This is a genomic window from Acidisphaera sp. L21, from assembly GCF_009765685.1.
Taxonomy (GTDB): Bacteria; Pseudomonadota; Alphaproteobacteria; order Acetobacterales; family Acetobacteraceae; genus LMUY01.
Genome location: NZ_LMUY01000059.1, coordinates 20,509 through 32,987 on the forward strand (window position 1 = coordinate 20,509; position 12,479 = coordinate 32,987).

At 68.6% G+C, this 12,479-nt stretch carries 11 protein-coding genes; 5 read left to right on the forward strand and 6 right to left on the reverse strand.

The features are described 5' to 3' along the window. Positions 1-27: 27 nt before the first annotated feature. Complete coding sequence (locus GSQ76_RS11795) at positions 28-1,338, reverse strand: NtaA/DmoA family FMN-dependent monooxygenase (protein WP_254070369.1); 1,311 nt, start codon at positions 1,336-1,338, stop codon at positions 28-30. Between the two features lie 61 nt (positions 1,339-1,399). Next, positions 1,400-2,086 (reverse strand): nitroreductase, encoded by a 687-nt coding sequence (locus GSQ76_RS11800; RefSeq protein ID WP_158744112.1) that lies wholly within the window; start codon positions 2,084-2,086, stop codon positions 1,400-1,402. Positions 2,087-2,148: 62 nt separating this feature from the next. Between GSQ76_RS11800 and GSQ76_RS31085 the strand changes: the two genes are divergently transcribed. The 5 genes from GSQ76_RS31085 (at position 2,149) to GSQ76_RS11825 (ending at position 9,797) form a co-directional block, all read left to right on the forward strand. After that, positions 2,149-3,075: an AroM family protein gene (locus tag GSQ76_RS31085; protein ID WP_216851011.1), complete on the forward strand. Its 927-nt coding sequence runs from the start codon at positions 2,149-2,151 to the stop codon at positions 3,073-3,075. A gap of 136 nt (positions 3,076-3,211) precedes the next feature. Next, the gene (locus GSQ76_RS11810) at positions 3,212-3,877 is read left to right on the forward strand and encodes an AroM family protein (protein ID WP_158744113.1); all 666 of its coding nucleotides are present in this window, start codon (positions 3,212-3,214) and stop codon (positions 3,875-3,877) included. An 11-nt stretch (positions 3,878-3,888) separates the two neighbouring features. After that, positions 3,889-7,689, forward strand: coding sequence for a hydantoinase B/oxoprolinase family protein (locus tag GSQ76_RS11815; protein WP_158744114.1), 3,801 nt, complete (start codon positions 3,889-3,891; stop codon positions 7,687-7,689). Between the two features lie 6 nt (positions 7,690-7,695). Then, positions 7,696-9,294 (forward strand): OPT/YSL family transporter, encoded by a 1,599-nt coding sequence (locus tag GSQ76_RS11820; RefSeq protein WP_158744115.1) that lies wholly within the window; start codon positions 7,696-7,698, stop codon positions 9,292-9,294. A 38-nt stretch (positions 9,295-9,332) separates the two neighbouring features. After that, a complete protein-coding gene (locus GSQ76_RS11825; protein ID WP_158744116.1) occupies positions 9,333-9,797 on the forward strand; it encodes a GNAT family N-acetyltransferase in 465 nt (154 codons plus the stop codon). Here the strand turns inward: GSQ76_RS11825 and GSQ76_RS11830 are convergent. From GSQ76_RS11830 to GSQ76_RS32620, 4 genes are read right to left on the reverse strand one after another with little or no spacing between them, the layout of a single operon-like run. Beyond that, positions 9,794-10,771, reverse strand: coding sequence for a branched-chain amino acid ABC transporter permease (locus GSQ76_RS11830; RefSeq protein ID WP_158744117.1), 978 nt, complete (start codon positions 10,769-10,771; stop codon positions 9,794-9,796). The two genes, GSQ76_RS11825 and GSQ76_RS11830, sit on opposite strands and share 4 nt — an antisense overlap. Then, positions 10,768-11,637 (reverse strand): branched-chain amino acid ABC transporter permease, encoded by an 870-nt coding sequence (locus tag GSQ76_RS11835; protein WP_158744118.1) that lies wholly within the window; start codon positions 11,635-11,637, stop codon positions 10,768-10,770. The genes GSQ76_RS11830 and GSQ76_RS11835 overlap by 4 nt, the downstream gene beginning before the upstream one ends. Next, positions 11,634-12,365, reverse strand: coding sequence for an ABC transporter ATP-binding protein (locus GSQ76_RS11840; RefSeq protein WP_158744119.1), 732 nt, complete (start codon positions 12,363-12,365; stop codon positions 11,634-11,636). The genes GSQ76_RS11835 and GSQ76_RS11840 overlap by 4 nt, the downstream gene beginning before the upstream one ends. Continuing rightward, on the reverse strand, positions 12,362-12,439 hold the full coding sequence (locus GSQ76_RS32620) for a hypothetical protein (RefSeq protein WP_408836506.1): 78 nt from the start codon (positions 12,437-12,439) through the stop codon (positions 12,362-12,364). The genes GSQ76_RS11840 and GSQ76_RS32620 overlap by 4 nt, the downstream gene beginning before the upstream one ends. Positions 12,440-12,479: the final 40 nt, after the last annotated feature.

Sequence of the window (12,479 nt, forward strand, 5' to 3'; positions counted from 1 at the left end):
TGCCCCAGATCACCCGGCGCCGCCAATTCAGGCACGCAGCCGGTCCCGCAGGGTCGCACCGGGCCCATATTCCTTCTGCACCAGCCCCCGGCGCTGCAACTCCGGCACCACCAACCGCCCGAACTCCTCGAACATCGTGGGCGATACGGTGGGCCACACGGCAAACCCATCGCAGCCCCCGGCCTCGAACACCGCCTGCATCTGGTCGGCCACGGATTGCGCGGTGCCGACCATCACCTTGCGCGGCCGCCGCACCGCCTGGGCGTAGCTGATCCCCTCCTTGGCCGCACGCTGCTTCATCGTGTCCTCGATCCCGGTAATCCCCGCGCCACCCTGCACCGCGGCCACCTCGTCCGGCGTCTGGTGCTTGGCTAGGTCCGCGCCCAGCATGGTGGAGTTGTGCGCCAGCACCAGGTCGGCATCCGCCAGCGCGTCCAGCGCATCGGCCTTCTCCTGCGCGATCGCCTCCGTCTCGCCGATGACGACGCCGAGCGATTTGCACACCGCACAATGTTCCGGTGGCCGATTGAACGCGGCCATCCGGCTCTTGATGTCCTGGGTGAACGCGACGTTCTCCTCGATCCCCCCGCCACCGCTGGCGAAGATCATCTCCGCCCATCGCGCCGCGAAGGTCCGCCCCCGGTCGGACGACCCGGCCTGGAGGAACACCGGCCGGGTCTGCGGGCTGCGCGGCATCGCCAACGGCCCGCGGGTGCGCACGTATTTGCCCTCGTAATCGGCGTAACGGATCTTCTCCGGGTCGGCGAACACCCCGGACTCACGGTCCAGCACCAGCGCGTCGTCGTCCCAGCATTCCCACAGCGCGTTGCACGCCTCCAACACCTCGTCCGCCTGGTCGTAGCGCAACCCCTTGGCCGGCAAGCTGTCCATGCCGAAATTGCGTGCCTCCATGTCCGTGGCGGACGTCACCACGTTCCAGGCCGCCCGCCCCTGCGTCAGGATGTCCAGCGAGGCCAGCATCCGCGCCAGCAGATACGGCGGGTGGAACGTGGTGGACAGCGTCGCCCCCAGCCCGAGATGCGTGGTCACCCGCGCCATCAGCGGCAGCACCAGCATCGGGTCCAGATAGCTGATTTGCCCGCCGCGCTGGATATACGTGCGGAACGTCCCGCCATACACATCCGGCAGCCCGAACGTGTCGGCGAAGAACCCGGCGTCGAACTTCGCCTCCTCCAGCGTGCGGGCCAATTGCTCGTAACGCCGCGGGTCGAAGATGTCGTGCAGCGCCGCCGCCGGGTGACGCCAGCCGCCGGCATGGCTGGCGGTTGGGCCCGTCTTCAAATAGGCGACGAGCTTCATCCGGCGCTTGTCGGGCACGAGGTTCTCCAATCCGGTTACGCAAACCCGGCCCATGCACGCTTCGCGCCGGGCCGCCGGGTCATGTGTCGCGGAAGCTGGCGAACTCCGCCAGGGGCGCCCGTTCCGCGATGACTTGGTTCGCCACCGCCTCGTGATCCGCCCAGCCCAGCGCCAGGCCGCATAGCACCAGCTCCTCATCCGGCAGGGCAAGTTGGTCGCGTATGATGGCATGGTATCCGGCGAAGGCAGCTTGCGGGCAGGTATCCAGGCCGAAGCCGCGGGCGGCGGTCATGATGTTCTGCATGAACATGCCGATATCCAGGTACGCGCCCAGTCCCAACCGGCGATCGAGTGTGAAGATCATCCCGACCGGGGCGCCGAAGAACCGGAAGTTCTGGTCGTGCCAGCCCCGTGCGCCTTCCCGATCCCCCTTCACGATCCCCAGAAGCCCGTACAACTGCCAGCCGATCGTGCGCCGCCGGGTTATGTAGGGCTCGGGCATCATGTCGGAATAATAGGGGTATTCCGGCCTCGGTTCCGCCGCCCCGGTGGTGCGGTCGGCCATGATGGCGTCGCTCAGCCGGGTCTTGGCCGCCCCCGTCAGCACGGTCACGCGCCAGGGCTGCGTGTTGGTAGCGCTGGGTGCCCGGGCCGCCGCAGTCAGGATCGTCTCCACGGTCTCGCGCGGCACTGCATCGCTGCGGAACCCGCGGATGCTGCGCCGGCTGTTGAGGGCGGCGAGAACGGCGGCTTCGTCATGGACCAAATTGGGATCTCCTTCGCGTCGCAGGTGACACTAGCGCAAATGGCCTGTCTCATGGCACCGCCATGCCGGAGCCCCCACCCCGCCCCCGACTTGCCTTCGTCACCATCGGCCAGGCGCCGCGGGATGACGTGGTGACGGAATTGCTGGCTCTGCTCGGCCACCCGGATGTGCAGGCGGCGCAATTCGGCGCCCTGGACGGCGTGCCCGATGCGGAAATCGCCGCGCATCCACCTGGCACGCGGGAAGGCAAGCTCTACACCCGCCTCGCCTCCGGCGATCACGTCGTCATCGGCGCCGGCTTCGTCGCCCGGCGCCTCAAGCCCCTCTTGCTCCGGCTGGATGAGGCCGGGTTCGACCTGATCGTGCTCATCAGCACCGGCGTGTTCGAGCCGGTCCGTTTGCGCACCCCCTTCGTGCACGGCCAATTGGTGGTGGATGCCTGGATCGCCGCCCTGGTGATGGGGGACTGCGCCCTCGGCCTCATCTACCCGCTGGCGCAGCAGCACCGCGACTTCGCCCACGGCACGCTGATCCAGAATGCGGAAGCCGTCGCTTCCACCGGCGAGGCGGCGGTGCTCGCGGACGCCGCCGCCAAGCTGGCCAAGGCCGAACTGATCCTGATGCACTCCGTTGGCTATACCGAGGCGATGGCCCGGCAGGTGGCGGCGCAAACCCACCGCCCCGTCGTCACGGCCCGGCGCATCCTGGCCGGCGCCATCCGCCTGCATCTGGCCGATGTGACGGAGCGCCAGTCCGTGTCCGCCCCGTCCGCGATGATCGACCGCCTGCCCGAGGGCGCGGACCGCCTGACCCGGCGCGAGCGGGACGTGCTGGCCGCGGTGCTGGACGGCGAGGGCAATAAGGCGATCGGCCGCCAATTGGGCATCAGCCACCGCACGGTCGAGATTCACCGCGCCCGCGCGCTGGCCAAGCTGAATGCCACCTCGACTACCGACCTGATCCGCCGGGTGCTCATCGCCGGAGGCTAGCTGCCTAGGATTGGGGCGCCTTGCCCATCGATGCGGCAAATGCCCCACAGATTTCCCCCTCTATACGTGGCGCCCCTTATGGTTCGCCCTCGTTCGGTCGTCCTAGCCTCCGGTGGTTTACCGCCTGGAGTCTACCGTGTCGAAACGGATCGCCTTCGTCACCATTGGCCAGTCCCCCCGCACCGACGTGATGCCGGACATCGTGGCCGAGTGCCGCACCGTGTTCACCGCGACCGAGCGCGGCGTGCTGGACGGGCTGGACGACACCGCCATCGCCGCCCTGGCGCCGCAACCCGGCGAGGCGATCCTCGCCTCCCGCCTGGCGGACGGCCGCGGCGTGGTGATGGGCAAGCCCGCCGTGGAACGCCGCCTACGCGAGATTTTCGCCGAACTCGACACCCAGGGCTTCGACCTCATCGTCCTGCTCTGTACCGGCGTGTTCGGCCGCTTCGATACCAGGACCCCGTTCCTGGAGCCGCAACACGCGGTCGACCATGTCGTGCAAGGCCTGGCCTACGGCAAGGAGATCCTGGGCGTGATGCTGCCGGAGCCCGGGCAGGCCGATGATTTCGAGGGCATTCCCGGCTTCGTCACAAAGCCCGGCCATGGCTCCCCCTACGTCGCCGACCCGATGCCGGCGCTTCGGCTGGCCGGCGCCAGCCTGGCCGAAACCGACATGATCGTGATGCACTGCATCGGCTACACCGAGGCGATGCGGCAGGAAGTCGCCCGCGCCGCCGGCCGCCCTGTGATGCTGTCGCGCCGCATCGTTGCCCACGCCATCGACCTCCTCCTGACCTGAGGCACCCCGTAATGACCCAATCCCTCCGCCTCGGCTTCGACATCGGCGGCACCTTCACCGATTTCGTGTTGGTCGACCCAGCCACCGGCGCCCTACGCCTGCACAAGCTGCTGACCACGCCGCAGGACCCGGCGATCGGCGCGCTGGAAGGGCTGCGGCAGATCGTGTCCGACCACGGCGCCCAGCTCGCCGACGTAACGGAGATCGTGCACGGCACCACCCTCGTCACCAACGCGGTCATCGAGCACAAGGGCGCCAGACTGGGCCTAATCACCACCGCCGGCTTTCGCGACGTGCTGGAGGCCGGGACCGAGCAGCGCTACGATATCTACGACCTGTTCCTCACCTACCCCGACCCGCTGGTCCCCCGCCATCGGCGCCTGGAGGTGACCGAGCGGATCGATCGCGATGGCAATATCATTACGCCCCTGGACGCCGACAGCGTGCGCACCGCCGCCCGTGCGCTCAAGGCCGCCGGGGTGGAGGCAATCGCCATCTGCTTCCTCCACGCCTATCGCGAACCGAAGCACGAGCGTGAGGCCGCTGCCATCGTTGCCGAGATGCTGCCCGGCACCCCCGTCTCCGTCTCCTCCGACGTGGTGGCGGAAATGGGCGAGTATGCACGCTGCGTCACCACCTGCGCCAACGCCTACGTCCAGCCGCTGATGGCGACCTATCTGCGCCGGCTGGAGCAGGAATTGCGCGGCGCCGGGTTCACCGGGCATTTGCGGCTGATGCACTCGGCGGGCGGCCTGGTCTCCGTCGCCGCGGCACGGGAATTCCCTATCCGCCTGCTGGAATCCGGCCCCGCCGGTGGCGCGTTGGCGGCAGCCCTGCTCGGCGCCCGCGCCGGGCACACCGATCTGCTGGCCTTTGACATGGGCGGCACCACCGCCAAGGCCTGCCTCATCGAGGACGGCCGTGCCCAGATCGCCCCGATGCTGGAGGCCGGGCGCGAGCATCGCTTCAAGCGCGGCTCCGGCCTGCCGATCAAGGCAGCGACGGTGGACATGATCGAGATCGGTGCCGGCGGCGGCTCCATCGCCTCCATCGATGAGGTGGGGCTGCTGCGCGTCGGCCCGCATTCCGCCGGCGCCGCACCCGGCCCTGCCTGCTACGGTCGCGGCGGCGAGAAGCCCACCGTCACCGATGCCAATCTGGTGTTGGGCTATTACGACCCCGGCTTCTTCCTCGGCGGCGCCATGGCGCTGGACGTCGCCGCCGCCCGCGCCGCCATCGCCCGCGTCGCCGGCCCGCTGGGGCTGAGCGTGGAACAAGCCGCCTGGGGCATCCACAAGGTCGTGGTCGAAAGCATGGCCGACGCCGCCCGCGTGTATCTGGTGGAGCGCGGCAAGGACCCGCGGCGCTACGCCATGGTCGGCTTCGGCGGCGCCGGGCCGGCCCACGCAGCGGAGGTCGCCCGCGCCCTGGGCATGGCCGAACTCGTCGTGCCACCCGCCTCCGGCGCCGCTTCCGCACTCGGCTTCCTGGCCGCCCCGCTCTCCGCCAGCCGCGTCCGCCCCCGCCCGGTGCGGCTGGGTCCCGACGCCGACCTGGCCGAAATCGAGCAGATCCTCCAGGACTTGGAGGCCGAGGCCCGGGCCGAACTCGCATCCGGCGGATTGGCCGACGGCCTGGTGGTCGAACGCGCCGCCGACATGCGTCTGGTCGGCCAGATGCACGAGATCGGTGTGCCAATGCCCGCCACTGCGTTGGGCGAACACAGCCTCCCCGCGCTGATCGCCGCCTTCGGATCCGCCTATACCGCCCGCTACGCCGCCCTGCAGCCCGGTGCCCAGGCCGAGGCGGTGAATTTCCGCGTCACCGTCACCGGCCCCACACCCAGCGTCACCATCGGCGCCCAGGCCGGTGCCGCCGCGACCGCGCGCAAGGGCGACCGCCAGGCCTGGTTCGGCGAGGCCTTCTTCACCGCCGCCGTCTACGACCGCTACGCGCTGACGTCGGATATGGAGATTGCCGGCCCCGCCATCGTGGAAGAACGCGAGGCCACCACCATCATCGCACCCGGCGACACGTTACGCGTCGACGCCGCAGGCAACCTGCGCATCGCCATCGGCGCCGCCAGCGCCATGAGCCTGGTGCAACCCGGCATGTCCCACGCCGCCGCCCGCGCCGCCATCGAGGCCGATCCGATCGCGCTGGAGATCATGTGGAGCCGCCTGACCACGGTCGTCGACGAAATGTGGATCACCATCATCCGCACCGCCTTCTCCCTCATCATCGCGGAGTCACAGGATTTCGCCTGCGAATTGCTGGACCCGCAGGGCGAAACCCTCGCGCACTCCCCCCGCGCCATGCCCGTCTTCAACCTCACTCTACCACGCGCGGTAAAAGCCCTGCTGAAGCGTTTCCCCGCCGACACGCTGCGACCCGGTGATATGCTCGTCACCAACGATCCCTGGCTCTGCGCCGGGCATCTCTACGACATCGCCGTCGTCTCCCCCGTCTTCCGCGATGGCCGGGTGGTCGCCCTGGTCGGCATCGTCGGCCACGTCGCCGACATCGGCGGCACGCGCGACAGCCTGAAAGCGCGCGAAATCTTCGACGAGGGCCTGCAAATCCCGCCGATGAAACTCGCCCGCGGCGGCGTGGATAACGAGGACCTGTTCGCCATCATCGGCGAGAACGTCCGCAACCCCGCGCAGGTGATTGGCGACATCCAGGCCTTCATGTCCGCCAACCGCATCGGCGCCCAACGCCTGCTGGCCTTCATGGACGAGTATGGCCTGGCCGACCTCTCCGCGCTGGCCGCCATCGTGCAGGACCGGGCGGAGCAGGCCATGCGCGCCGCCATCCAAGCTCTGCCGGATGGCACCTACACCAGCAGCGTCCCGTTCAGCCCGGTGGATGCCGAGCTGACCCTGCCGCTGAAGCTCACCGTCAGCGGCGACACCATTGAGTTGGATTTCGAAGGCGCCCCCGCCCAACTCGCCATCGGCGGCGTGAACTCCACCATGAACTACACCGCCGCCCACGCCACCTACCCGCTGAAATGCATGCTGACCCCGACGGTGCGCGGCAATGCCGGGTGCTACCGCCCGTTCACGGTAAAGGCGCCGGAGGGCTCGATCCTCAATTGCACCCGCCCGGCCGCCGTGTCCTCCCGCATCCGCACCGGCTGGTACCTGGCCCCTGCCGTGTTCCAGGCGCTGGCAGCGGCCGCCCCGAAGGCAGTGCAGTCACCCACCGGGCTGCCCGTTGCGGTGAACATGTCCGGCAAGGATGGCGCCGGCGCCTTCTACGCCGACCACCTGTTCATGGGCGGCGGCCAGGGCGCCAGCACCCAGGGCGACGGGAAATCCGGCCTGCTCTACCCCACCTCCGCCGCCAACACCGCCATCGAGGTGTTCGAGGCGCGAGTCCCCGTTCTGGTGGAGGAAAAGACCTTCCTCACCGACAGCGGCGGCGCCGGGCAAACCCGGGGTGGCCTTGGCCAACGCGTTCGCTTCCGCAAGCTGCACGATGACGGCCTTCCCACCCTGGCCGCCCTGTTCCCCGAGGGCGTGAAGCGCGCGCTCTCCGGCCTGGCCGGCGGCCAGCATGGCGCGAAAGCCTTTGCCGGCGTGCGCGGCCCGAATGGCGCCCTCATCCACGATTGCGGGACCGGCGAATTGGTGACGCTGACCCGCACCGATGAGGTCGCCGAAATCGTATTCGCCGGTGGCGCCGGCTATGGCGACCCCCGCCGCCGCCCCGCCGCCCGCGTGGCCGCGGATTTGCAAGACGGGCGCATCAGCGAAACCGCGGCGCGCGAAACCTACGGCGCCAAACTCGCCGACGCAGCGGAGTAAGTACGCATGGACACGATTACCCCGATCGACACCACGACCACCAACCGGCACCCGACCCTGTTCGAACCGGCGACGCTGATCCTGCTGACAGTCCTATGCATCGTCGGCGCCATCATCGGCATGCAATTGCTGGTGACGCTCGGCGTGGTCGCCAACACCTCCATCGTCGGTGCATTGGTGGCGATGGGGCTGGCCCGCGTGCCCTTGCGTGCCTTCGCCCGCTACCGCTCGATCCACGTGCAGAACCTGGCGCAGAGTGCTATCTCCGCCGCCACCTTCGGCGCCGGCAACAGCCTGCTGCTGCCGATCGGCATCCCGTTCCTGATGGGCCGCCCCGACCTGGTGCTACCGTTGCTGGGTGGCGTCGCGCTGGCCATGCTGGTGGATGCCACCATGCTCTACAAACTGTTCGGCACCAGCGCCTTCCCGGCCGAGGGCGCCTGGCCCCCCGGCGTCGCCGCAGCCGAGGCGATCCGCGCCGGCGACCAAGGCGGCGGCCGCGTCATGCTGCTGGGCGGCGGCGTGCTGGCTGGCATTGCCGGCACCGGCTTCCTCGGCATCCCCATGTCCGCCTTCGGTGTCGCCTTCATCGGCAACATCTTTGCCCTCATGATGTTCGGCCTGGGCCTGCTGGTGCGCGGCTACTCCCCGCAACTGTTCTCCGCCTACATCCCCGGCGGCGACATAGGCAAAGCCTTCATTCCGCACGGCCTGATGATCGGCGCCGGCGTCGTGGCGCTGGTGCAGGTGGCACTCGTCATGGCGAAGCGCACGAAGCCGACGGACGCCGCTACCCCCGGCTCCAGCCGCGCGCTGGGCCTCGGCACGTTGGCCTACGTGGTCATCGCGGTGCTGATCGCGCTGGCTGGCGGCCTCACTTCCGAACTCTCCACCGGCATGCTAATCGCCTTCATCGTCTACGCAGCCTTCGCAGCCCTGATCCACGAACTCATCGTCGGCCTGGCCGCCATGCATTCCGGCTGGTTCCCCGCCTTCGCCGTGGCCCTGATCACGCTGATCATCGGCATGCTCATCGGCTTCCCCCCAGTCTCGCTGGCGCTGCTGGTCGGCTTCTCCGCCGCCACCGGCCCCGCCTTCGCCGACATGGGCTACGACCTGAAGGCCGGCTTCATGCTGCGCGGTAACGGCGCCAACCCGGCGTTCGAGATGGAGGGGCGCTTCCAGCAATACCTTGCCGCGATGTTCGCCTTCATCGTCGCCGCCATCGTCGTGCTGGTGTCCTACAAGGGCTATTTCGCTGCCAACCTCGTGGCGCCGGTGGCGAAGGTCTACGTCGCCACCATCAAGGCCGGCGCCACGCCGGGTGCGGCCTGGCAGTTGCTGATGTGGGCGATCCCGGGCGCCATCCTGCAAGTGGTCGGCGGCCCGAAGCGGCAGATGGGCGTGCTGTTCGCCACGGGCATGCTGATCGTCTTCCCCGCCGCCGGTTGGGCCGTGCTGGTGGGCGTGGCCGCCCGCATCATCTACGGCCAGATCCGCGGCCCGGCGGCGAAAAGCGAGATGGAGATCTTCGCCGGCGGCGTCATCGCCGGGGACGCTCTCACCAGCTTCTCCCAGGGCATCGCCTCCAACCTACGACGCTAACCCGTGACGCCCGGCCCGGACGGTGCGAGAATGGCGGCATGGAATACGCCATCGTCACCATCTCGGACCGTCCGGATCTGGCGCCCATTGTCGCCGGGTTCGTGCTGCAAGCCTTCGGTCACGCGGACAGCCCAAGTGCTGCGGAGATCACCGCCCAGATTCTGGCGCCGCATCGCGGCCCCGAGGAAACCTTTGTCCTGCTGGAAGGCGAGCGCCCCGTTGGCACCGCCGCCCTCTCCTATGACGACCTCAAATCCCGCCCCGACCTGACGCCCTGGCTCGCCAGCGTCGTCGTAGAGCCGGACTCCCGCGGCAAAGGCTACGCCATAGCCCTGGTGCGCCGGGTCGAGGCAATGGCGCGGGAGGCTGGTGTGCAAACCCTGTGGCTATTCACCTGGACGGCAGAACCGCTCTATGCCCGCCTAGGCTGGCAACGCGTGGGGCTGGAGACAAATCGCGGGCGCGAGGTCGTGCTGATGAAGCGCGACCTGACCGCCGCCTAGACAATCCGCTTTTCCACCGCCACGGATCGCATCGCCGGCGTCCGGGCCGGGCGGCGAAACCGAATACTCGCCAGGCCCTTCGGGAACAGGCACAGCACCGCGACCAAAACGCCGCCCAACACCAACTTGTCCCCATAAGCACCAAGCGACAGAAAGCTCTTCTGCACCAGCAGGATCGCCGTGCCCAAGACCGGGCCGAGCAGGTTGCGCCGCCCGACCAGGATCACCGCCGTCAGCATCAGCACCAGGAAATACGTGTCGAACAGATCCGGCCCCACATAGGCGCGCTGATACGCATACAGCCATCCGGCCGCCGCGCTGATCGGCGCCGACACCAGAAATACCATCAGCCGGATGCGCTGCCCGTCCAGCCCGCTCATCACCGCCAGGCGCGGGTTCATATGCACCATCAGCGCCGCCTGCCCCAGCCGCGACCGGCGGAAGCGGTGAACCAGATAGATCGTCAGCACCAGCAGCGTATAGGCGTAGGGCCAGAACTGCGTGTTGGTCCCTGCCACGAGCGTAATCGGCCCGATCGACAAATCCAGCGCGGGGATCCCGACCACGCCATCCGACCCGCCGAGGAAGCTCCAGTTCGACGCAATATTGGCGCACACCACGGCTGCGGCATAGGTGACCAGGGAAAACGCGAATTCCCGCGTGCGCAACGTGATCGCGCCCAGCACGGCGGCCAGCACCAGCGCGGTAACGATAGCACCCCCTAGCGTCGCCCAGGCGCCCCACTCGGCATTCACCGACAGCAGCGCCGCCGCATATGCGCCCGCGGCGAAGAATGCCGTGTGGGCCAGGCTGATCTCCCCCAGATCGGACAGGATGATGTCCAGCCCATAGGCCATGGTGCCGAAGATCGCGATCACGACGAGCGTGTCGTACACCAGCGTCGACCCACCCAGCAGCCGCGGCAACAGAAAGCCGACGACCACCAGCAGCAGCGCGATGCCTGCCCGTTTCATCGCGCGAATCCCCGTCCCGCGGCCAAGTCGCCGGGTCGCAGCACCATCACCGCGATCAGCAACACGAACACCGCCGTCGTCGTATAGGCCGGCGACACCAACGCCCCGAAGAACGCGGTGAACAACCCCAGCCCCAACCCGGCGGCGTAGCTGCCCCCGACGCTGCCGATCCCACCCAGCACGACCACGACGAAGGTCATGATCACCTGGTCGAACCCCATCGACGTCATGATCGGCGTGCGCGGCGCCACCAACGTCGCGGCAAAGGCGACCGCCGCGCCCTCGAACGCGAAGATGCCCATATACACGAGGGCGACGTTGACCCCGCCCAATTGAGTCAGCTTCGGGTCTTCCGCCACCATGCGCACCCACGAGCCCAGCACCGTGCGCGCCAGCACCCAACGCAGCACCAGGAACAATGCGATCGTCGCCACCACCAGCAACAAATCCTGCGCGGTGAACCAAACCGGCCCGAAGCGGAAATCGATCCCCTCCAGCGGACTCACCAGCCGCTGCGGCTGCGCGCCAAACGCAAACCCGGCCCCGCCCTCCAGGATCTGGCCGAAGCCCAGCGTCACGATCATCAGGCTCACCAGGTTCTGCTCCAGCGTCAGCCGCAGCATCAGCATCTGCATGACCGCCCCGATCACCGCCCCCATCGCAACGGCCGCCGGAACCGCCAGCAGATAGGGCAGCCCCGTCATCCGCATCACCCACCAGGCCACGAACGCACCGACCATGTACATCTGCCCGTGGCCGAAATTGACCAACCGGGCCGATCCCAGCAGCAACGTCCACCCCACCGCCACCAACGCATAGGAATGCCCTATCGTGATGCCGTTCACCAGTTGCTGCGCGACGTTCATCCGTGGCTCGCCCCTAGATAGGCCTCGATGATTCGGGGATCGTCCTTCATGGCCGCCACCGGCCCGCTGGCGATCATGCGCCCCCGCTCCAGCAAATGCAGCGTGTCCACCACCTCCACCGCTGCCCGCACGTTCTGCTCCACCAGCAACACCGTCATGCCCGCATCCACCAGCCGTCGCACCGCCTGCAGCAGCGTGATCACCAGCCGGGGTGCCAAACCGATGGACGGCTCATCCAACAACAACACGCGCGGGCCCAGGCGCAGCGCCCGCGCCATGGCCAGCATCTGCCGCTCCCCCCCGCTCATCGACCCGGCGGCATTGGCCCGGCGTTCGCGCAGCCGGGGGAACAGGTCGTAGACCTCATCGACGGAGAAGGCGCGGCGCACGCTGCTACTGGGTGGGCTTCGCACCGCGCGCAGATTTTCCTCCACGCTCAGCCCCAGGAACACGCCATGGCCCTCCGGCACCAGCAGCAATCCCCGGCGCACATGCTCGTGCGCGGGTAGGCTCCCCACATCTTCCCCGTCCAGCAGCACGCTGCCGGAAACGCGGGGCGCGGCGCGAGACCAGCCGGCGATGGCATTCACCAGCGTGCTCTTGCCCGCACCATTCGCCCCTACCACGCCCGATAGCGTGCCCGGCTGTAACGCCAGAGACGACACCGCAACCGCCGCGTCGCCGCCGTAGGAGACGGCTAAGTTCCGCACCTCCAGCACCGGAATCATGCGGCGCGGCCCAGATAGGCCTCCATCACGCGCGGATCCGCTTGGATGGCGCGGGGCGGCCCCTGCGCGAGCATCCGGCCCTGTTCGATGACCACGATCTCGTCCGCGATGCCC